We start from the raw sequence: 19,640 nt of genomic DNA on the forward strand, positions 1-19,640 counted from the left end.
GGTAACGGTGACAGTCACGGAGAGTGTGCAGTTGGGCATGGCAGGTGGACCTCTCCACAGTACGGGGAGGCCCACGGTGGGGCGCCGACTAACCGGCCGGCGTCACCTACCGCCACCATCAAGGGGGGTCAGCGGCGGTGTCCGCGGTGGTGGCCCCAGGAGATCTCGTCGACGAACCGGCCGCGGTCGTTGCGCAGCGTCGCGGTGTCGTGGTCGTTGTTCCACACGTGCACTGTCCACAGCCGTGCAGGCTACGCGGCAATCCCAGCCGCAGCAGCCCGATTTTCGCCTGCAAGAACGGGCGAACGTTGCCTGACGCGGCACTAGCCTCTCAGCGGGCGGCCTTCTTCTGCAGGACCCAGACATAGTGCCACTTGTCATGAGCGCGTTTGGGTCTGGTGTCGGCGAATGCCTGAATGGTGGGCCACAGGCCAGTGGCTCCGGCCGCGATCGTCGCGCTGATACTGAGGGCACCTTGCAGTGCCGCGGGGCGAACTGCGGCAAGGACGGCACTCGTGGTGCCCAGTAGGGCGCCGGCGCGAGTGAGGGCCCGGGACCGGGCCGCGGTGCTCATCTGCGCGGCCGCGGCGTTCGCCTCGTCACGGATGGAGAGCGCGATTCGTTCTAGGGCCACCTGGGAATCGACCGCTTCCAGGGCGTCGTCGAGTTCGAGGAGCTGGGAACGCATGAAATCGCGGTACAAGCGGTAGGAGTCGAACTCCTCCCTGGTGACCTTGGCGAAGTCGGTGAGGGTGAGCCCGTCGATGAAGGGCAGAACGATCTCCAGGATCGGCCGGACCACGCGGCTGGCAAGGGGCTTGGTCCCCGCCAGATCTACACCACGGCCATGCTCCACCATGAAGTCGATAGACCGGTCACTGAACGAGGGCAAAGGGCCAGGACTGCTGGTAGACGTCCTGTCTTCGGTGTCGTGCCAGCCCGAGCGTCCTCGCGTGTAGACCGGTAGGTACCAGGCGAGCCCGCTGCGTAGAAGGGGTTCAGCGACCAGGAGCCACCGCCCCACCTGAGCAAGATCCTTGGTCACCATTCCGTAGCGATGGGTCTCGGTTGTAATCGGTGTCGGAGCTTCCCCGCCTGCCGTGTGATCGAAAGGGCTGCCGTAAGTCCTCCGAGAGAGCTCCCCGAGCTCGTGCACCGATCCGATGCCGTGGTCGGACAACAGCATCGTGTCCGCGACCAGAGCTATCCGCTTGGTGACATGCGTGAAGCTCCCCAGCTCTGAGGAGAGGCCGACGTAGTACGGGCATGCCGCGGTGGCCTTCGCGCTCAGGAGGCGCTCATGGTTGGAATAGAGTGTGCGGGCGTAGTGGCGGGCAACGTCTGAGAGACCGCCCCTCCTCGGTGCCGGAAGAGAGTCGAAGAACTCGTTCATCCGGGCGGCCACAGCTCGGTTCTGGTACAAGCGTCGATCACGCCACGCTCGCCGTCTGCGTCGAAACATCCATACAGCATTGCCGGGAGCCGAACCCCCCCCCGCAGCCAGTCAGACCGATTAGGGCGATCAGTCTTTGGTCACACAGACTCGCGTCGCTCAAGATTCGATGACACGCGCTGGAACTTCGGGGTCACAGGACACCATCCGCCGAGCAGGCAAAACAGCGCTGACCTGCGAAAACACAAACCGAGTCTTCACGCGCTAGGACTACCTACAACCCACCCGGGCCACACTCCACACACAACATATAGGCCCAGCTCAGACACCCCGCCCACGCCGACCCAACCGCCCCTCGACCTCTCAACGAACCCACAACACCCCAGGCCAGCAAGCACTCGACACACCAACAAACCCACCTCCGAGCGTTATGAAGTCACGGCCGACGGTGCAATAACGAACGTGTCACCAGCCCCAAACGCCATGGTTCCGGCTGGTGAGGGCAGACTTCCGCAAGTCTCAAGGGCTGATACGGGCGCGTTCAAGCACTCGATACACCGTCGCCCGCCATACAGAGAACAGCTCGGCGAGGTCGGGGGGCGGGGTCGGTGGTCAGCCGCTCCATGAGCAGTCGCCACACGCGCACCGGTCCGGGCTCGGTGAGAATTGCTTTCGCCAAATCGTGAATGAGTCGTGCATCGTGCCCGGACAGAGCTGTCACACATGCAGTGTGCCTGACCCGTTACCATACCGCCGAGCAAAGTACAAAGAATCTTGTGCGACACAGCCCTTACCGAACTCGGCCTGCTGTCACAGGAGTTCACTCGGCGCAAACTCCTGCGGCGCTACGAACTTTTTCGTATTGAGCGGACTCGCACCGAAGGCCAACCTGGTGAGCCAGGAGAGCGGGACCACCCGCCCACCGACGTCGCCGTTCTGGAGGCCGAACGTGATTCGGATGCCCTCGCTGAAACGTGTTGCCGCAGCCACCTCCGCCGCGGGCCTCTTATGCCTCGCCGCAACGCCTGCCGAGGCGACCACGACCTATACCTTCGGCAACCTGAACAGCGGCAAGTGCCTGGAGGTGGCGTATGCCAGCACCGCCGACCTCGCGAACGTCGACCAGTACACGTGCCACGGCGGGAACAACCAGAAGTGGTACATACAGCCGGCGGGCGGAGGCTGGCAGAACCTGGTCAACGTCAACAGCGGGAAGTGCCTGGACGTGTACGGCTGGAGCACCGCTGACTTCGCGACCGTGACCCAGTACACCTGCCACGGCGGAGCCAACCAGAAGTGGGAGCTCGTCGAGGTCTTCATCGGGCCCGGGCAGCCGAGCAACCGGATGATGCTACGCAACCAGAACAGCGGGAAGTGCCTGGAGATCCTCAACTACAGCCTCGAGGACTTCGGCCCAGCCGTGCAGTACAGCTGCTACCAGGGAGCCAACCAGGTGTGGGCATCGCCGCAGTGGAACTGGCCGACCTGATTCTGGCCTCGTGGACGTAGCCGCTGACGGCTGCCGATTCGGCACTACTTCCGCGACAAGGGCCGCCGCGCCCACGGACTCGAAGTCGAACTCACCGACCTGATCGATCTCGACTTCGAGCTGTAGCCCGGTCAGGGGGCCGGAGCCGGACGTTCGGAGCTGTCCGGCCGGCCCGAGCCGTGGGCAGCGGCCCCGTAGACAGGAGGAGCAGGGTTCCACTGCTGGGTCCGCGGGGCCGCTGCATCACTCACGTACCCTGCGCTGCGTCCGATACGCCCGATCCCTCCCAACCGCGCGCACACGAAGGCTTGTTGCGCGAGTGGGGCCCGGCCGTATCCGGCCGGGCCCCACTCACCTCTCGCGCGGCGCGCTCATCACGCCTGGTACCTCGTGTCTACCACCGGTACCAGCGGCCCTTGCGGCCGCCGCTGTCCGCGGTGCGGACGACGAAGCCCAGCAGCCACACGACGAGCACGATCACCGCGATCCACCACAGCGCCTTCAGCGCGAAACCCGCACCGAAGAGGATCAGGGCCAGAAGAAGAACCAGAAGCAGGGGAACCATAGCTATCAACCTCCTGGCCACCGAATGCCCTTACCTTCTGCTGACAAGCACATGAGGTGGGAGTTATTTCCGCGCGGGGCGGGGCATATGCGCGGGCGCCGAGCGCCCTGCCTGGTTCCCCTAGTTCCGCCCCTCAATAGTGGGAGCGGCAGGCGATCTCCCGGCAGCCTGAACCCGCGCCACCGGCCCGCACCACCACCTCTCACCCGGGCGAACCCCGCCACCCAGCTCACACAGCTCACGTCCGACACGCCCTCGACACCTCGGCTCACACCTGCAACCGGAACGCTACGGCCGCTCCCTCCCACTCCACGACCTCCTCCAACACGGCCTAGCCGTATCTCGGGTAGCCCGCGAGCATTCTGTATTTGTTGAGCGACAGCGCGCCCGGCAAGCACCCGCCGCTACGCGTTCGACCAGCCCCGCTCGCAAAGCACGAGCCGGTAACCGTCCGGGTCCTCGATCGTGACCCCCCACCGATTCCAGTACGGGTTCCCGGCGCCGACTCCACCCAGATCGCCGACCTCACGCACGCCGCAGCCGGCCCCGGCTGGCTCTACGGCGCCTTTCAACTCACTAGCTCGCTACTGCTGCTCGCCGCCGCCAGCTCCTCCTTCCAGGCAGGGCCCGGCCTGCTGAAAGCCCTGTCCGGTACGCCCGAGCAGCCGGGCGTACTGCCGCCGGTACTCGGCCGGACCAACCGCCACCACACCCCGTACTGGTCAATCGTCGTCTACCTGGCCGCGGCAGCGCTCATCATCATCGCCGCCGCCGGCCAGGAACAGGAGCTGGTGCTCTTCTACGCGGTCGCGGTGTTCATCAGCTTCCGGATGGGCCTGCTCGCCATGACCCGCTTCGCGCGCAGTGAGAGCAAACCCGTACTGGCCTGGATCAACGGGATCGCCGCGGCGGCAGTGGCGTTCACCCTAGTGGTCAACCTGCTGCGCGGCTGGCCGGTCCTGTCGATGGTGGCCACGCTGCTGATCGCCACAGGCCTGTTCATCCGCTGGAACCGGGCCGCCCGACCCACTGGGATCGAGGACGCGGAGGCCCAGGCAGAGGCGGCCTGACCGAATACAGCAACTGCCTTCCTGCCTGCCCGTGTTCTCCCCAAGCCCGGGCAGGAAGTACTCCTCGGCCTGTGTCACCCGTCGCACGTCGACACGTTCCCATTCCAGTGCCCACTGCGCCATACGACGCCGCCGTGCTCACCGCGAGAGCCGGCCCATCTCCGCAGTGAAAAGCACAGGGTCGCTGTCGTATCCCCGGATCATCTCGTGCAGCTCCCACGCCCCGTCCGCGTTCCTGGTGAATTGGGCGACCGTCGCGGCCGTGGCGTCGGCAACGCCGGCGAAGTCGTGCTCGAGCAGTTGCTGGTAGCCCTCGGCGACGATCACTCCGGCGTCGTACGGGCAGGCCCGCGCCCTGCTGGACGTGCACACGGCTGTCGGCGGAGTGCCGGGAACGGGCTGGGACCTGCACGAGTACCGGCACTCCGGGTTGACCCACCTCGGGGAGGCCGGGGCCAGCCTGCCGATGCTCATGGCGAAGTCCCGGCACAAGAAGCCGGAGAACCTACGGAAGTACTTCCACCCGTCGGCGGAGGCGATTGCCGAGGTCACCAGCCTGCTCGCGCCGGGAGACAGCCGACGCTGAGGGCCAAAACCAGCCCAGGGACAGGACCGGAGGAATGTCACAGCAGGCTCGACATCACCAGGAGGTAGGCCTGCCTCGCATCGCCTGGTGCCGCTTACCGCCCGTCGTCATGATGCGGCGGCGGGCACCCGTCAACCATTTGCTCAGGCGGTAAGTTCGGCGATGCTGAGGGCGAAGTCCAGGTTCCCCACCCCGTGGTTGGCGAGGCCTACCGTGACCACGCCCGCTCCTTCCAGCCAGTGCGCCATCTTCAGGCCGCCGACGTCCAGCGGGCGCAGCCCGAGGCTCTCGACGAACGCCCCCACACTTGCCTTGGCCTGCGCATTGTCGCCCGCGATGAAGACGTCGGGCCGGCCCTTCTCCAAGACATGGCGGAAGATGGTGTTGAACGCCTTCACCACGCTGGCGCTGGCCGGGGCGGCCTTGGCCACTTCCTGCGCGATCGAGGTCTCCTCGCGGTGGGCCAGCCCGTCGAAGGTGGAGTTGAAGGGGTTGCTGACGTCGACGATGACCTTGCCCGCGAGTGCGTCTCCGTACTGGGCGATGGCCGGCACGACACCGTTGTACAACAGCGCCACGATGACGATGTCCCCGGTCGGGACGGTGCCCCATTCTCCGGTCGTGGCGCCGTCACCGAGAGCCTTGGCCAGGTCAGCAGCCTTGGACTGGTCCCGGCCCATGATTTCGACGGTGTTGCCGCCCGATATCGCACGCGCGCCGATGGTGCGGGCCATGTTCCCGGCGCCGATGATGCTGATGTTGCTCATGAGATGTCCTGCCCTGGGTGTGGGTTGTTCGGTTCAGATGGCGGTGGTGCCGCCGTCGGCGATGAGTTCCATGCCGTTGACGTAGCTGGAGTCGTCGGAGGCGAGGAAGAGGGCGGCGGTGGCGATTTCGTCGGGCCTGCCCATCTGGCCGCGGGGGATGAGGGACTCGAACTGGCGCTTGGTGGCCTCGTCGAAGAGTTCTTCCTGCTTGGCGGTGGCGACCTGACCGGGGGTCAGGACGTTGACGCGGATCCGGCGGTCCTTCAGTTCGTTGAGCCAGATACGGGCCCAGGCCTGCTGGACGGCCTTGCTGCCGGCGTAGACGCTCCAGCCGGGGAAGGCGCCGAGGGAGGCGTTGGAGCCGGTCATGAGGATGGAGCCGCCGTCGTTGAAGAGCGGGAGGGCCTTCTGGACGGTGAACAGGGTGCCGCGGGCGTTGAGCCCGAACCAGGTGTCGAACTGGGCCTCGGTGATCTCGCCGAGCGGGGCGGGCTCGCCGCCGCCGGCGCTGGCCCACAGCACGTCGAGGCTGCCCTTCTCCCGCTGGACGGTGTCGTACAGGCGGTCCAGGTCGTCCAGGTCGGCGGCGTCGCCCTGCACGCCGGTGACGTTGCGGCCGATCTGCTTCACGGCCTCGTCCAGGGCGTCCTGGCGGCGGCCGGTGATGAAAACGTGTGCTCCTTCTTCGACGAACAGCTTCGCGCCGGCCAGCGCCATGCCGGTGGTGCCGCCGGTGATGACCGCGACCTTGCCGTCAAGCTTTCCCATGGTCGTTCCCTTGGATCGGTGGTGCCGTGTGTATCCGGGGAGACGGCGTTATGTACACCGTCCTGTGTATGTACCGTACGGGGCGGCTCGCCGCGGCGCAAACTATGTACACCGGTCGTTACCCTGCTGGGGTAGCATGAGGTCATGACGGAGTTGGAGAAGGGCCCCACGGGGCGCCGCCGCGGCCGGGGCGCCCGCGAGCGCATCCTCAGCGCGTCCCAGAAGCTGTTCCGCGAGCAGGGCATCAACCGCACCGGCATGGACCAGCTCTGCGCGACGGCCGAGGTGTCCAAGCGCACGGCCTACCAGCACTTCAGCGGCAAGGACGAACTCGTCGCCGAATACCTGCGCCGGTTCGACCCTGACGTTCTGTCTAGCGTGTTCGACCGCACCGACCTCACGCCCCGTGACCGGCTCCTCGCCGCCTTCGATATCCCTGCCACCACGCCCTTGTGTCCCTACATCGGTGCCGCCGTCGAACTCCACGACCCCCAGCACCCCGCATCCCAGTACGCGCGCGACTACAAGAAAGCGGTCGCCGCCCGGCTCGCCGACACCGCCCGCGAAGCCGGCGCCGCCGACCCCGAACAACTCGGCGAGCAGCTCGCGCTGCTCATCGACGGCGCCGCCGCCCGCACCCGGGTCCTCAACGCCGACGCCTTCCCCACCGCCGCCGCCATCGCCGCCGTCCTCATCGACAACGCCATCCCCGCCACAGCCGGCGACGACCGGCGACGGGAGGAAGTGTCAAGCTGACTTGGCACTCCGCGAGTGCGGGGTGCGGCCCGATACCGTGCTGCACCGCCTGCACGGCACGGTGACGTTCTTCGAGGCCGGCACCGGCCACGCCGGGTTCTCCCCCGCCGGCGGCCACCGGGCCATTGCGCTACCGGTCCACCGGATCGTCGCGCTCTCCGGCGACCGCCGACGACGCGGGCACGAGGAGGTGCCCGCCCACCGAACCGGTGGATGAGCCCTGAGGATCGTGTCGTCGGCCAGCCGTTCAGTGAGCTGTCGACCTGCCTCCGCCACCGCAATCCAGGGCGGCATCCCAGCGGGGACCTCTTCAGCGCGGCAACCGCCATAGCGCGTACATACCGCGTATGAATCGCGTACAAGTGTCAGGTCGAGGGACTGCAAGGAGGTGGCCCAGGGGGCCCTGGTCGAGGGCGAAAGGTCGCTGCGGCGCAGCCCGTGCTGGGGCTCAGCCAGAGCAAGCTGACGGGAAGGCCGGGCTCGGCGGCTACTGGCCGAGCTGTCGGTGGAAGGCGTCCATCATCGCGGCGTGGGCCTGGTCGCTGGTCGTAGGCAAGGCGCCGGCCCCCGCCCTGTCGGCACGTCTTCACTCTCTGGGGCGCCGGAGCCTCGAAACCGCCGAAAACGGATGGCTGACAGCCTCCCGCCCGGTCATCCTGCCCTAGTGGGAGACAGAGCCAACGTCATCGTGGTCCGCGAGAACGGCACACATGAGGTGTACCGGACCGGCTGGGCGGTCGGAATCGACCTCGACCTGCTGGAAGGGCCGACGCCGGTTCTCGCCATGCTTCCCGGACTCCGCCAAGACGGCTGGTGGTTGGACGACACCATGGCCCAGGGCGGGATACTGCTCGACCTCGGCCGGAAGGTGCTCCTGTTCTTCGCCTGGGAGGGGCCCAGCACTGAGCTCCGCCACCGCGCGACCATGTTCGAGCTGATACGAGCCGCGTGGCCGGGCTGGGAGGTCCGCTGGCTGTACGACGGCTCGGCTGAACTGCGCGAGTACGTCGGGCTGGACCCGGAGTGCGTCCGCCGCCGCGATTCGGACCCCTCCTTGGCCCCGCTCCTCGCCCCCGACGACGAGGACTTGGCCGGGTCCGACCCAGGTGGTGTGGTGATCACGGTCAGCACCGACCGCTGCCATGTCGCCTCTGACGTCTTCGACCACCCTGTCCGTGAGGGCGCCGCCCTGCTCAACCGCCTGGCAGACGCCCCCGGACACGGGGGCTGCCACGTGCACGTCAACTCCGGCATCCACCTCGACCCGGAACGCCGCCACCTGGGCTGGTGGTCCCTCTACTCCTCACCACAGGCTTACCGAGTACCGGAGTTGTGGCCGGGCTGGAGGGTGGAGTTCTGACAGGACGAGTGGGAGCAGCACGTCAGAGCCAGCGACCGCTTCTCTCCGGCCCCGTTCGACGCCGGGGAGGAAGCCAGAGCAGCGGTGCTCGCCGAGGCTGGGGAGCGCCGGGCTCTCCGGGCCCGCAACCGCGCCCAGGTCACCCGTCTAGTCGGGCAGGTCGGGTGCGTACGCGACGAACAGCGGCGTCGCAACGACCAGGGGTCGGGCTTGCCCCGCCTCGCCATCGAAGGGCTGGGTGACCAGTGAGACACGGGCATACCCGCGCATCCAGGCAGCGGCGTCGGAGAGCCGGTCGACCGCGTCGAACAGTTCGCCGAACGCCGACGGGTCCGCGAAGCGGGGTCCCGGTATGGGCGGTGCGGGCGCATCGATCTGATCTGCCATGGGAGGTGCGACGGACCTCAACGTTTGGATGGCCATGTGCAGGCGGCTGCCCCTGACACCCGCGGCTCGCAGGTTCGTTGAGGGGATGTCCGTCACAAGGTGGTTGCGACTGCCGTGCAGCAGCAGACGGGTGCCGTGAGCAGGATCATGACCTTCCACACGGCCCGGCGGGGCGTCCGTGAACAGCGCGGTGTTGAGGCGCCCCATCATGGGGAGGAAGGCAAAGAGCGGAGCCTCGAAGTACACCCAGGCCCCCACTTTGGCGCGCTCCCAATACCACGGTGCGCGTCCATCGATGTGCTCGACCACAGCGGCGAGTTGGTCGGCGTTGTTCTGCTCCCCGCCCGCTCTGTCCAGAGCAAGCTCCACATTGCCGGAGAACGACGCGGCGGACCCACCCAGCTTGAGCCCGGTGACACGGCGCCCGAACCAGGACCGGCGCTGTGGCTCCGGCACGAACTGGCGGAGCTTGGCGTCCGACAAGTAGATCAGTTCCTGCATCAGTCCCCTCCCGCAACACTGGCTCGATCCTAGGGACGGGACGGTGTTCGCGCCGGGTGGTCTGCGAACGCGGACCGCTTCGTCGCGTGGCAGGCGCCGCTAGCTGTATGGGAACGACGTGCGGGTGTTCGGGCGTGCGGGCGAGCACGGAGTGGGGAAATTCGGTCGGCCGGGCAGGGTGTGGCCGGGATACTTTCGGGGTGTCGACGATGGATCTCGAAGCCGTCCGTGCCGCGTTGCGCGCGCAGAAGCCTGACCTGCTGCTGGAGCAGCCGGAGGGGTAGTGGCTGGACGCCAAGACGGTGCCGTACGCGCTGCGGGATCCGCGCGCGGTGGAGGAACTCGCCAAGGATGTGTGCGCGTTCGCCAACGGTGGCGGTGGTGTCCTGGTCCTGGGCATTGCCACGCGTCTGGTGGACGACGTGGAGATCCTCGACCGGATCATCCCGGTCGACCGCGCCTCGGTCGACCGCGACCAGTTCCGCAAGCTGATCCGCGAGCGCATCACCCCTGCCCCGCGCCAGATCAGCGTGGACTGGTCCGACGACCAGCAGGGCGCTTGCGTGCTCTACATCGACATCCCTGCACAGCAGGCGGGCACCTTGTTTGTCGTGGCGGCGCCGGTCGGCAAGCTCGGTGCGGTATGCCCGGACACGGTCGCGGTGCCCGTGCGTGAGGCCGACGGGACCCACTGGCTGGCGCGCACCGAGATACAGCGCCTGCTCTGCGCGGGGGTCGCCGCCTGCGGCATGCCCACCGCCGAGACGCTGTCCAGGCTCCTGCACGAAGCCGTCGCGCACTCCCCGTCGGCGCCGGCTGCTGTGCGGGTGGGGCAGGGCCTGCCCGAGTGGGAACGGGAGATGCGCGAGGCGTACGAGGAACTGGCCGGTGCGGGCCTGGGGGCCCCGATCGGTGAGGCGTACCCTCACGGGCGGGCCGCGCTGCAGGATGTGGGCCACGCCCGGGACGCTGAGCCGGGCTGGGTGCTGTACGTGGCTCCCCCGCACCGCCGGTCGTGGTCGCCGCGCCGGTGTGGAAGGCGATCGTCACCGCCGGCCGGAGCGATGCTGGCGGGGATGCGCTGGCGGCGGTGGGCTATCCCGTGCGCCCGGGAGCGGGCGAGGACGGGCGTGCGTGGGTGGTGGCCGCCGACGCTGCGCGGGTGGACCTGAAGGGCGGCAGGTGGGGCGCCGGCCGCCTGGTGCGCTCCCAGACGGGGGGATGGCGGTGGGAGCCCGCCGTGCGCTTCGGTCTCGAGCAGACCCGGTCCGCGCGTCGGTGGACGAGTCAGGCGCCGCAGCCGCAGCTGCGGCTGCGCGCCCTGGTGACGCTCCCGTGGAGCGACGCCTGTGCACTGGAGATCACCCGCGCGCGGCGCCAGGATCTGGAGCAGCAGTTGCCGTACGGTGCGCTGGCCGGTGCGGTGACCATGCTGTCGACGAGGCGCGGCGGCGACCTTCGAGCGGCCCGGTGGCAGGCGGGCCCGCACGACAACTCGCTGCATGCCGCGAGCTATACGAGTGTCATCGCCGCCCCGGACGGCCGCCGCTATGATCGCGCTCCCCGGTGTGATGGACTCCGCCGCCGTGTCCTGCGCGGACGTCCTGATCGAGGACACGGCGGCCTGGACGACGGCGCTGGGCGGCCATCGGGGGGTGCCGCTGGACTTCGAGGAGGTCCAGGACGTCCTGTTCCACGCATGGGAGACGGCGGCCGAACTGCTGCCTGCAGTGTTCGGCGACCCGGCCCTGCGGCGCTGGACGGCCCCGCCCACGACCGAGCTGCGACTGAGCACCGAACGGCATGACGACACCGGTGCAGCCCCTGCTCTGCCGTCCGTCGTCGACTTCAGTGCGCTCGGCCCCAGCAGCCGCGGACCCCGGCAGGAGATGGCGGTCACGATCACCGCCGAGCCCTCCCTGCGGCGTGCCGAGCGCCAGGACCTCATGCGCCGAGCGCTGGTCCACATGGCCCGCGCCTTCGGCCACCTCCACGCCGAAGTGGGGCTGGCCTAAGACGCCAAGCCCCGCCCGTCACCCGCGTCGTCCGGCGGCCGCCGGCGGCCGGGGCCTGGCCCCGGCCTGCCCGCCCTCCTTGCTGATCGGCGGCCGGACGCCGACGGCGCTGGTACTCCTTGCCGAGCCTGCCGAGTTTGCGGTGGCTTCGTTCACTTCAAGTGACAGCGTTTGTTCATGAATTTGGGCGGCAGGGAGTGATCACAACCTCGCTGGATGTTCACTGGGAAACGACGGCAGTTCGGTGACGGTCGTGGGCTGAAGGGCAGGCGCCTCGTCAGAGGACCAGGGTGAACCGACGGCAGACGTGGACGCGGGAGAACTCGTCCCTGAACTGCTGTTCATCGCCAAGGCTGGCGTGCAGGAAGGCAGCCATCGGTTTCAGTCCCGGGCGCCGGCTTCCTATAGCCCGGTCCGGTTCGCCGGGCTCGGTGTAGTAATTCGCGTAGACGTGCAGGTAGTGGCTGCTCTCCGTGAAGCCCATGGCTCGATACCAGCGCAGGGTGTCGGGGAGGTCTCGAGTCCAGGCGTCGAGCGTGTTCAGGCGTAGAGCACGGGCGCGAGATTGGGCTTCTGCGAGGAGGGCTCGGCCATGTCCTTGGTGCTGATGGTCCGGGTGGACGGCAACCGTGTCGATGGTGGCCAGGTCGCCGTCGACCGTCACGTCCATGGCGCCGAGTATGGTCCCGGATTCGTCCGTGGCCACCAGTTCGAAGCCTGGCGCAGGGATCTGTGGCTTCGTCTGATGAACGTCGTCGAAGTAGGGCGTGTCAAGGAAGGAAAGCACCCGGCAGCGGAGCCATGACGCCTCGTCTGCGTGGGTGTAGTCACGGATGATGCGGGTCACGTTCGTGGTCCTCGTTCGTCGTGGTGTTCAACGGCGCGTGGTCACGAATCGGCGAGATCATGGTCGCCAGCGTGACCGCGAACTCGCGGCGCCGCAAACGGATTTCACTGTTGCGGCCTCGGCAGGTCGCCCGTCTGGTCCCGTCGCATCGTCAACGAACGGTGAGCGGTCCGCCGTCCGAAAGAACGGTGGACGTTGGAGGCTCCGAGGGACAGGTCAGCCGGCCTTGGCGGATTCGTTTGCTTTCGCTCATGTGGAGGCGAGGCGGTAGGAGTCCGTGCCGGTCTCGATGATCGTGCCGTTGAAGGTGAGCCGGTCGACGATGGCGGCGCAGAGCCGCGGGTCCGTGAACGTCTTCGTCCACCCGCCGAACGACTCGTTCGAGGCGATGGCGACGCTGTTCTTCTCCTCGCGCTCGGTGAGGACCTGGAACAGCAGCTCCGAAGAAAAGACGCAGCCTTCCCTGGCCGAATGATGCGATCCACGATCTGAAAGGCCAGGCTTTCCGGCGAGCTGAGGCTTCCTGCTTGTACGGGTTGTGCCGGCGAGCAGTGTGGCGCGCGCCGGTCGCATCGGGCCTTGTCAGAGTCGCATCAGTCGTCCGTCAGGAACCCCTGCCACTCTTTTCACGTGAACAGCTCCAGGGGATCAGCGGGGCTGGGAACGAGGAGAGGTGCCCGGAGTGGTTGATCGGGGACCAACGAGCATGTCTCGCGGTCGGATCCCAGCAGGGGTCCACGCAGGTTCGAATCCTGCCCTCTCCGCATCTTTGCGGCCCCGCGCTCACCACCGCACTGGCCGGTGGTGAGCGCGGGGCCTGGCCACGAGATCAGCTCAGTCGGTGCAGGGGCGAGTATCGAGGACAGCGCTGCCTTCTCCTTACCGGTGGTGGTGAGCTTCCATACCGACTTGACGCGCGTGTAGTCCTCGGCATACGTGCACCAGAAGGCACGATTGGTGGGCTTCCAGTCAGCTGGCTCGCTGTCCGACTTCGAGGAGTTGGCCGACTCAGAAGCAATCAGCAGATGGGGATCCTTGAGGTCGTTCCCGAATGTGATCACATATCTATCGCTGTCCAGCTCGAGGTAGAACCCGATGCCGTCTTCATGCCAGAAGCAGCGCACCCAGCACGTCACTGGTTCGAAGCGTCGAAGGGCTCGTCGAACCAGCGCCAGCCGGCGGTGCCGTCATCGTGTATGTACAGCATGAACTCAGCAACCGGGCTGCCGTCCGGGAACGTCATGGTTAGTGATCCACGGATTCGCGTGTAGCAGGCATCGGCCCGTTCCCAGTCCTCTGCGTCGACAGCCCGTTCCTGTTCGGCGAAGACAGGACGGAACTCTTCGAAGTCCGGAAGCGTCTCGACTTCCGCGTGGGTCCACGGCATGTCGACATCGGTAACGGTCAGCCGGGCAATCGCCTGGTCGCCGCGGTGGAGCCCCCAGATACTGCCGGTTCTCAGGTTCGGGTTGGCCATAGCTCCATGATGGCGAACACCACTGACAGGCAGGACGCGGCGAGGTCGTCCCGTAACTGCTGCGGGACGTTCTCGACGTCTATGTTCCCTCAACCCCTCATGCCCCCAGCGATTCTCTCGCCGGGGGCATGACGTGCCTATGCGCAGGGCTAGAAGAGACCCTTGTAGCCCTGCCAGCCAGTGCCGATCTTCACGCGAGCCGCGAACGAGCCCTTGCCGTCGCCCGCGTTGCGGTACAGGTTGCCTGCCGTGTCCCGTTCGACCAGGTCGCTCCTGCCGTCGCCGGTGATGTCACCGACGCCGACTATCGCGTCGTACGAGCTGCCCCAGTCGGAGAAGAGCTTCACGCGCGCCTTCAGGCTGCCGTTGCCGACGCCGGTGTAGCGCCAGAGCATGCCGGCCTTGTCCCGGGCCAGGACGTCCCCGATCCCGTCGCCGTTCAGGTCTCCCGCGCCGACGACCTTGCTGTAGCCCTTCCAGGCCGTGGCGATCTTCTTGCCGGCCGCGAGCGTTCCGTTGCTCTTGGCGGCGTACAGGTACAGGTCACCGGTGGACGCCTTGCGCGCCAGGAGGTCCGCCCGCGAGTCCCCGGTCAGATCACCGGGCGAGGTGAGCACGTCGTACGCGTTCCAGCCCGTGCCGAGCTTCGTGTACGGCATCCCGCTGCCCAGGCCGTTCTCGCAGGGAACCTTGTAGCCGCGCAGCGAGCCGTCGCTCATGCGTGCCAGCACGTCGTTGCACCGGTCCTTGTCCAGGTCGCCGAACGGCACCGCCACCGCCTTCGTCGACCAGCCGCCCCCCGCGGCCTTCCCGGAGAAAGTGCCCTTGCCCGTCCCCTGGTGGAAGGTCATCAGCCCCGAGGAGTTGAGGGTGAGTAGGTCACCGAACCCGTCGGCACCGATGTGGTCGTGACGCACCGGGGTGCCCGCCTCGATCCGGACGGAGCCGCTCACCTCGACCGGTGCGCCGACCCCGTCGGCCGGGGCGACGGACAGCGTCCACGCGTAAGTTCCGTTCGGCAGCGGCACGTCCCCGGGGACGGCCTGGTTCATGCCGAACCAGGGCACGTTCAGCTCGCCGCGTGCGACGGCGGTGCTGTTCGCGCTGTCGACGACCTTGCCGGTTGCCTTGGAGCGCACGGCCAGCCGCCAGCCGGCCGCCGGCTTCGACAGCAGCACCCTGGTCAGGGTGTCCGCCGTGGTGTCGACCGGGTGCGGGGTGACCGAGGACGCGTTCTGAGCAGGCTCGAGCAGCCGCAGCGGCTGCTGGGCGACACCTGACGGTACGAGGTGGATCTGCTCCTGGCGGTCGACGTAGGCCGCGTTCGGCCCGGACTCGTCGACCGTCCAGCGCACGTCGCGCTGCGAGACGCCGGTGTCCGGCAGGTCGCCGATGACCCGGCTGACCGGCGTCGCGTCAGCGACGGTCGTCAGCACCAGTTTTCCGGCCCGCTTGTCGTGCGTGACGACGTACCCGTCCCCGAGCTTCGCCTCGTCGGCCGGCACCGGCACGGACGTCTTGGTCGTACGGTCGTACACCCCGGCCCGGTCGCCGCAGGTCCAGTACAGGTAGCGGCCGAGCGCCTGGAGTTCGGTGGGCACGCAGCCGGTGTCGAGCATGAGGGTCTCGACGGTCTTCTTCGTGCTCAGGTCGAACGCCGTGACCTCACCGGCGGCCGCGCCGGCCGTCCAGAGCAGGTCCCCGGAGAGGGCTGCGGCGCCGGGAGCGCGGGTGACCTTGGCCGGTGAGCTGTCGCCGATCTTGTAGACGTACTGCTGGGTGGCGGTGGCGTAGAGGACGTAGTCGCCGGAGACGTCGGTGATCCGTCCGTCAGCCGGTACCCCGCGCTCCCACCAACCGTAACCGGGGCCGTCGACCCGGAGCAGGTCGTAGTCCCCGGACTCGCGGTTCAGCCACACCGTCGCTTCCGCCGCGGTGCCGAACACCTGCGAGCAGCCGACATCCTTCGCCGGGCAGCCGAATAGCTGCATGGCGGTGCCGTCGTAGTTCGTGCGCGCTCCGAATTCCGGCGTTCCGGTCGCGGAGACGGTCCGCCCGTACGTATCCCGTGTGCCGCCACTGGCATCGGCCTCGACCAGGCGTCCCTGGTCCAGCGACAGCCCCTGGATCGGGTACGGCGGCTTGGGCAGCGTCTTGACCATGGTGACGACCGGTCTGCCGTCCGCGCCGGGGTGGATGCGCTGGACGCCCCAGTCGTCGGCGTCGGTGCGGCCGATGACGAGCGCGGTGCCGTCGGGGGCGGCGGATACCCCGCTGCTGGAGGAGGCGACGAGGGTGACCGGGGCGCCGCCCGCCATCGGTACGGCCGTCACCTGCGCCTTGCCGCCCGGCCGGTGGACGATCCAGTCGCCTACGACGGAGAGGTCGTCGGCCGTGTCGCTGCCGGTCGTGCTGTCCAGGGTGACCTCGGTCGGGGCGGCCGACAGATCAGCGCGGGAGTACACGTAGGCCTTGGTGGCGTCCGAGCCGGCGTAGGCGACGAGGTGCTCGGGCGAGAGTTTGACGAAGGTGGAGTCGTGCAGCACAGGCGTCCGACTCCCGAGCCGGCCTGTTTCCGGGTCCACCTCGACCAGGCGCGAGCCGTCGAGGTCGGCGAAGAAAAACAGCCCGGAGCTGTCGCCGCGCACCGGCCGGCCGACTTTCATGCCCTCCGGCGCGCCCTTCACTGTCACGTCACGCATGCTGCCGTCGGGGTTCGGAGTCAGCAGGTGCTGGACCCGGGTGACCGTACCGTCCTCGGCGGTGACGTCCTGGTAGGTCGCGAGGGTGCTGCCGAAGATGCCGTACAGGGTGTGGCCTTCGGGGACACGGAGCACGCTCGTGGTTCCGTCGACCGCGTTCCAGAGGCCGATCCGGCCATCACTGAATCTGTAGGCGAGAACGTCACTGCCGGTGCCCTGACGGAGTCCACCAGCCAGTGTCGACGGCTCGTCGAAGGTCCGGCCGTCCGAGTACCGCGTCCACACCGCACCCGGATGGCCCTCCAGCCGATGGAAGACGCCCCGCGCGCCCGCTCCGTCACCACCGGTGCGGGTGTCTGGACTGGTGAGTGAGGCCACCGCATTCGTGCTGCGGTAGGTGGCCGGGACGACAGTCTCCAGCGCCTCGCCGACCGCGACGGCCTCCGACGGCCCGAAGGCAGCGACCAGCGCGGCGGAGGCGGCGACGGCCACCGCCGCCCGTCCGGCGCGGGAGTGGTGGACATGAGCATGGCTGGCCAAAGTGGGTTCCTCCCCGAACAGCACCTGGGGGGACGCACGCCGCTCACGTTCTTCCCCGGCCCCGGCCTGGTCCGTCCCCCTCGGAAGTCGCCTGATATTACATGGCCTTCACAGACTCTTAACGAGTTGGTGCGTTATAGCGGGTGAGGCGTCGTGCCTGGCCGGTGGCATGATCCGTCTGTGGCGATCATGGTCAATCGGACAGTGCTGGCACATCGGCTGCTCACGGGGATCTCTCGGCGTCATCTCGCGCGTCTGATCGAGGAGTTGGCTGTGTCGTGGCAGGCCGGTCTGAAGGGCCGCCGTCATGCTGCGCGGGGTGGGGCCAGGAAGCGGGCCGCGGGTGCCGGCGCCCGTCACCAGCTGGTCTTCGTCGACCGGCTGGTGGCCACACTGATCCATCTGCGGCACGACCTGCCGCACTCCGTGCTGGGGCTGCTGTTCGGCGTCGACCGCTCCACCATCACCCGTGCGATCACAGAGATACGTCCGCTCCTGGCGGAGCGGGGGTGCGCGGTTCCCGACCGTCCCGGCCTGCGTCTTCCGGACGCTGGCGGACGTGTTCGCCTACGCCCAGGCCGAAGGCATCGAGCCGCGGCTGGACGCCACCGAGATCCAGGTCCGCCGGCCCCCGGCCGGACGCGGCGGACGGCGTGCGTTCGTCTCCGGGAAGAAGAAGCAGAACACGATGAAGGCCACCGTCATCGCTGACTGGCGGGGTCGCACGTTATGGACGGACGCCCTGCGGCCCGGTCGTGTGCACGATGCCACGGCCGCCCGCAACGAAGGCATCGCCAGCTGCTTCCAGCACTGCCCCGACGTCGAGGTCCTCCTGGACGACGGCTACCTCGGCCTGAGCCGCGACCACCGCGGACAAGCGATCACACCGCCCAGAAAACCGCGTCCAGGATCACTACCCGGCAGAGTCCAGCAGTGGGAACGCGACCGCCACGGGCACTCCTCCGACCGCATCACCGTCGAACACGCCCTCGCCGACCATAAACGCTGGAAGCAACTGACCCGCTGGACCCACCGCCGCGACCGCCTGCCTGACACTTACCGAGCCATCGCCGGCCTCGTCTCCGACCGCACCATCAACGCCTGAAAAACCGGCCACGACCAAGCCAAACACAACCCGCCCCGCTATCACGCACCAACTCGCTAAACCTCCTGCCATGCGCCGTAGGTTCGGGCCGTCGCACGTCCGCCCGCTCGTGGTGGGGATTGCGGGGCTTGGCCCCGGCGGGGGCAGTGTCGGTGGAGCCGGAAGCCGCTACCAGCCGGGCCGCCCCCACCCATCCCCAAGGGTGGCCCGGCACCTCTGAGTCCGTCGCTTAATCTCGCCTGAGCTGGGGGTGGGCATGGAGCAGATGGTTTTCGAATCCGTCTCGTACGTCGGTGTGTGTCCGGACTGCGGTGCGCAGATGGCGTGTCGGGGGACGCAGGCCCTCGTCGGCGGCCGCTTGCGGTGGGACGTCGAGGCGACGTGTTCCGCCTGTGGAGGTGCGGCAGCGGTGTGCGGTGGCACGGTGCCGTGGGAGCGGCGGGACCAGATGCTCTCCGAGCACGGACCTGGGCGGCTGCGCGTGAGCGGTTCGTCGGCCACGGTTGTCGCGGTGATGCGGGTGCTGCGGGCTGAGCTCGGTATCGACCTGCCGACGGCGAAGGCCGTGGCCCGTCGTGTGGTGACCGGTGAGTACGAAGGGACGCTTCCGGAGATGGAGCACCTGGCTCGCAAGCTGAGGCAGGCCGGCATCACCGCTGCAGCAACGCGCGAATGATCACGGCTCGGAGTCCGCCCGAAGGTTTCGCGCGACGCGCGGGCGCGGGCGGGGCACCTTCCGGGTCCTGTTCGGCCCGCGTCCGGAGCCCCCGGCGGCGCCGCTGCCGCTGGTGTCGGCGTTCAGGTGAACGTGCTCAACTGGGTACAGACGAACGTGCCCGGAACCGGGCCGAGCAGGATGCCCCGCAGGAGGTCCGGCGGCCCGCGCTGCGCGCCGGACTGCTGACCGGAGAGAGCGGGCCTGGCCACCCGTCAGGGAGTGTCGGTGGGGAGTGCGATGCTGACGCCGACAACCCGCTGACGGTGATCCATGGGGGCCGATGCCTGGTGGACGACTCGGTCCTGACATGACTTCGGTCGGCTTCGACTCGGCTTGGTGTGCGACCGACCTGGGTGCTTACCGACCCTGCCGGTCCACCTATGAGTACTACCACTGCGAGAGCCTGCCGCCTGTTGACTCCACCGGGTTCACGGGCGCCTTTCAATGGCTCGGTGGTGCCGGCGAACCTGTTCCGCAGTGAACGAGATGCCGCCGTACTCGTTGAAGTCTCAGCCCGGTACGGATGAGTGCTCAGTCGGTGGCCGGCTACATGTGGGTCTACGACACCGTTTCTGATGGTGGGTCCATGTCGTT

Annotated in this window: 17 protein-coding genes and 7 pseudogenes; 11 read left to right on the forward strand and 13 right to left on the reverse strand. The window is 68.1% G+C overall.

The window, feature by feature from the left end:
• Positions 1-128: 128 nt before the first annotated feature.
• Both PV343_RS03155 and PV343_RS03160 read right to left on the reverse strand, forming a co-directional pair.
• Positions 129-230 (reverse strand): annotated as a pseudogene (locus tag PV343_RS03155) (lamin tail domain-containing protein); the annotation flags it as partial.
• A gap of 101 nt (positions 231-331) precedes the next feature.
• Positions 332-1,393: a hypothetical protein gene (locus PV343_RS03160; protein ID WP_319145215.1), complete on the reverse strand. Its 1,062-nt coding sequence runs from the start codon at positions 1,391-1,393 to the stop codon at positions 332-334.
• A 958-nt stretch (positions 1,394-2,351) separates the two neighbouring features.
• Here PV343_RS03160 and PV343_RS03165 point away from each other — a divergent pair.
• Entirely contained in the window at positions 2,352-2,882 is a 531-nt protein-coding gene (locus PV343_RS03165) for an RICIN domain-containing protein (RefSeq protein ID WP_319145216.1), read from the forward strand.
• Between the two features lie 394 nt (positions 2,883-3,276).
• Here the strand turns inward: PV343_RS03165 and PV343_RS03170 are convergent, their stop codons facing one another.
• Positions 3,277-3,447, reverse strand: a complete 171-nt coding sequence (locus PV343_RS03170; RefSeq protein WP_011113206.1) for a DUF5670 family protein — start codon at positions 3,445-3,447, stop codon at positions 3,277-3,279.
• 404 nt (positions 3,448-3,851) lie between these two features.
• Positions 3,852-3,953: pseudogene (locus tag PV343_RS03175) on the reverse strand (VOC family protein); the annotation flags it as partial.
• Positions 3,954-4,238: 285 nt separating this feature from the next.
• Between PV343_RS03175 and PV343_RS03180 the strand changes: the two are divergent.
• Positions 4,239-4,517 carry a hypothetical protein gene (locus tag PV343_RS03180; RefSeq protein WP_319145217.1) on the forward strand — a complete coding sequence of 93 codons (279 nt, stop codon included), beginning with the start codon at positions 4,239-4,241 and terminating at the stop codon, positions 4,515-4,517.
• Between the two features lie 138 nt (positions 4,518-4,655).
• Here PV343_RS03180 and PV343_RS03185 read toward each other — a convergent pair.
• Positions 4,656-4,853, reverse strand: a pseudogene (locus PV343_RS03185) (TerD-family protein); the annotation flags it as partial.
• Here PV343_RS03185 and PV343_RS03190 point away from each other — a divergent pair.
• Positions 4,849-5,103: pseudogene (locus PV343_RS03190) on the forward strand (hypothetical protein); the annotation flags it as partial. The pseudogenes PV343_RS03185 and PV343_RS03190 sit on opposite strands and share 5 nt — an antisense overlap.
• Before the next feature lie 143 nt (positions 5,104-5,246).
• On the opposite strand, the gene PV343_RS03195 reads toward PV343_RS03190, so the two are convergent.
• Both PV343_RS03195 and PV343_RS03200 read right to left on the reverse strand, forming a co-directional pair.
• The gene (locus PV343_RS03195; protein WP_319145218.1) at positions 5,247-5,870 is read right to left on the reverse strand and encodes an NADPH-dependent F420 reductase; all 624 of its coding nucleotides are present in this window, start codon (positions 5,868-5,870) and stop codon (positions 5,247-5,249) included.
• Between the two features lie 33 nt (positions 5,871-5,903).
• Positions 5,904-6,638, reverse strand: a complete 735-nt coding sequence (locus tag PV343_RS03200; RefSeq protein ID WP_319145219.1) for an SDR family NAD(P)-dependent oxidoreductase — start codon at positions 6,636-6,638, stop codon at positions 5,904-5,906.
• A 144-nt stretch (positions 6,639-6,782) separates the two neighbouring features.
• Here PV343_RS03200 and PV343_RS03205 point away from each other — a divergent pair, with 144 nt between their 5' ends.
• From PV343_RS03205 to PV343_RS03215, 3 genes are all read left to right on the forward strand, one after another.
• On the forward strand, positions 6,783-7,394 hold the full coding sequence (locus PV343_RS03205; protein WP_319145220.1) for a helix-turn-helix domain-containing protein: 612 nt from the start codon (positions 6,783-6,785) through the stop codon (positions 7,392-7,394).
• Between the two features lies 1 nt (position 7,395).
• On the forward strand, positions 7,396-7,611 hold the full coding sequence (locus PV343_RS03210) for a hypothetical protein (RefSeq protein WP_319145221.1): 216 nt from the start codon (positions 7,396-7,398) through the stop codon (positions 7,609-7,611).
• Between the two features lie 447 nt (positions 7,612-8,058).
• The gene (locus PV343_RS03215; RefSeq protein WP_319145222.1) at positions 8,059-8,754 is read left to right on the forward strand and encodes a hypothetical protein; all 696 of its coding nucleotides are present in this window, start codon (positions 8,059-8,061) and stop codon (positions 8,752-8,754) included.
• A 147-nt stretch (positions 8,755-8,901) separates the two neighbouring features.
• On the opposite strand, the gene PV343_RS03220 is transcribed toward PV343_RS03215, so the two are convergent.
• Entirely contained in the window at positions 8,902-9,642 is a 741-nt protein-coding gene (locus tag PV343_RS03220; protein ID WP_319145223.1) for an SAVMC3_10250 family protein, read from the reverse strand.
• 302 nt (positions 9,643-9,944) lie between these two features.
• Between PV343_RS03220 and PV343_RS03225 the strand changes: the two genes are divergently transcribed.
• Together PV343_RS03225 and PV343_RS03230 are read left to right on the forward strand one after the other, a co-directional pair.
• Positions 9,945-10,814: an RNA-binding domain-containing protein gene (locus PV343_RS03225; RefSeq protein ID WP_319145224.1), complete on the forward strand. Its 870-nt coding sequence runs from the start codon at positions 9,945-9,947 to the stop codon at positions 10,812-10,814.
• Between the two features lie 378 nt (positions 10,815-11,192).
• Entirely contained in the window at positions 11,193-11,657 is a 465-nt protein-coding gene (locus tag PV343_RS03230; protein WP_319145225.1) for a hypothetical protein, read from the forward strand.
• A gap of 277 nt (positions 11,658-11,934) precedes the next feature.
• Here PV343_RS03230 and PV343_RS03235 read toward each other — a convergent pair whose 3' ends face one another.
• Together PV343_RS03235 and PV343_RS03240 are read right to left on the reverse strand one after the other, a co-directional pair.
• Positions 11,935-12,504: a GNAT family N-acetyltransferase gene (locus PV343_RS03235; protein WP_319145226.1), complete on the reverse strand. Its 570-nt coding sequence runs from the start codon at positions 12,502-12,504 to the stop codon at positions 11,935-11,937.
• Between the two features lie 249 nt (positions 12,505-12,753).
• Positions 12,754-12,948, reverse strand: a pseudogene (locus PV343_RS03240) (ATP-binding protein); the annotation flags it as partial.
• 223 nt (positions 12,949-13,171) lie between these two features.
• Here PV343_RS03240 and PV343_RS03245 point away from each other — a divergent pair.
• Positions 13,172-13,268, forward strand: a pseudogene (locus tag PV343_RS03245).
• 368 nt (positions 13,269-13,636) lie between these two features.
• Here the strand turns inward: PV343_RS03245 and PV343_RS03250 are convergent.
• Positions 13,637-13,981: a hypothetical protein gene (locus PV343_RS03250; protein WP_319145227.1), complete on the reverse strand. Its 345-nt coding sequence runs from the start codon at positions 13,979-13,981 to the stop codon at positions 13,637-13,639.
• 149 nt (positions 13,982-14,130) lie between these two features.
• Positions 14,131-17,223 (reverse strand): VCBS repeat-containing protein, encoded by a 3,093-nt coding sequence (locus PV343_RS03255; protein ID WP_319145228.1) that lies wholly within the window; start codon positions 17,221-17,223, stop codon positions 14,131-14,133.
• 189 nt (positions 17,224-17,412) lie between these two features.
• On the opposite strand from PV343_RS03255, the pseudogene PV343_RS03260 reads away from it, so the two are divergent.
• Together PV343_RS03260 and PV343_RS03265 are read left to right on the forward strand one after the other, a co-directional pair.
• Positions 17,413-18,328, forward strand: a pseudogene (locus tag PV343_RS03260) (transposase family protein).
• Between the two features lie 256 nt (positions 18,329-18,584).
• Positions 18,585-19,004 (forward strand): hypothetical protein, encoded by a 420-nt coding sequence (locus tag PV343_RS03265; RefSeq protein WP_319145229.1) that lies wholly within the window; start codon positions 18,585-18,587, stop codon positions 19,002-19,004.
• A 122-nt stretch (positions 19,005-19,126) separates the two neighbouring features.
• On the opposite strand, the gene PV343_RS03270 is transcribed toward PV343_RS03265, so the two are convergent.
• Positions 19,127-19,255 (reverse strand): hypothetical protein, encoded by a 129-nt coding sequence (locus tag PV343_RS03270; protein ID WP_319145230.1) that lies wholly within the window; start codon positions 19,253-19,255, stop codon positions 19,127-19,129.
• Positions 19,256-19,640 lie beyond the last annotated feature (385 nt).

Source organism: Streptomyces sp. WI03-4A, assembly GCF_033792105.1.
Lineage (GTDB): Bacteria > Actinomycetota > Actinomycetes > Streptomycetales > Streptomycetaceae > Streptomyces > Streptomyces collinus_A.

Bases quoted from the DNA above. Each gene is read 5' to 3' on its own strand.
- PV343_RS03170 (WP_011113206.1), bottom strand. From the start codon at position 3,447: ATGGTTCCCCTGCTTCTGGTTCTTCTTCTGGCCCTGATCCTCTTCGGT.
- PV343_RS03200 (WP_319145219.1), bottom strand. From the start codon at position 6,638: ATGGGAAAGCTTGACGGCAAGGTCGCGGTCATCACCGGCGGCACCACC.
- PV343_RS03205 (WP_319145220.1), top strand. From the start codon at position 6,783: ATGACGGAGTTGGAGAAGGGCCCCACGGGGCGCCGCCGCGGCCGGGGC.
- PV343_RS03250 (WP_319145227.1), bottom strand. From the start codon at position 13,981: ATGGCCAACCCGAACCTGAGAACCGGCAGTATCTGGGGGCTCCACCGC.
- PV343_RS03160 (WP_319145215.1), bottom strand. From the start codon at position 1,393: ATGAACGAGTTCTTCGACTCTCTTCCGGCACCGAGGAGGGGCGGTCTC.
- PV343_RS03165 (WP_319145216.1), top strand. From the start codon at position 2,352: ATGCCCTCGCTGAAACGTGTTGCCGCAGCCACCTCCGCCGCGGGCCTC.
- PV343_RS03265 (WP_319145229.1), top strand. From the start codon at position 18,585: ATGGAGCAGATGGTTTTCGAATCCGTCTCGTACGTCGGTGTGTGTCCG.
- PV343_RS03220 (WP_319145223.1), bottom strand. From the start codon at position 9,642: ATGCAGGAACTGATCTACTTGTCGGACGCCAAGCTCCGCCAGTTCGTG.
- PV343_RS03195 (WP_319145218.1), bottom strand. From the start codon at position 5,870: ATGAGCAACATCAGCATCATCGGCGCCGGGAACATGGCCCGCACCATC.
- PV343_RS03230 (WP_319145225.1), top strand. From the start codon at position 11,193: ATGATCGCGCTCCCCGGTGTGATGGACTCCGCCGCCGTGTCCTGCGCG.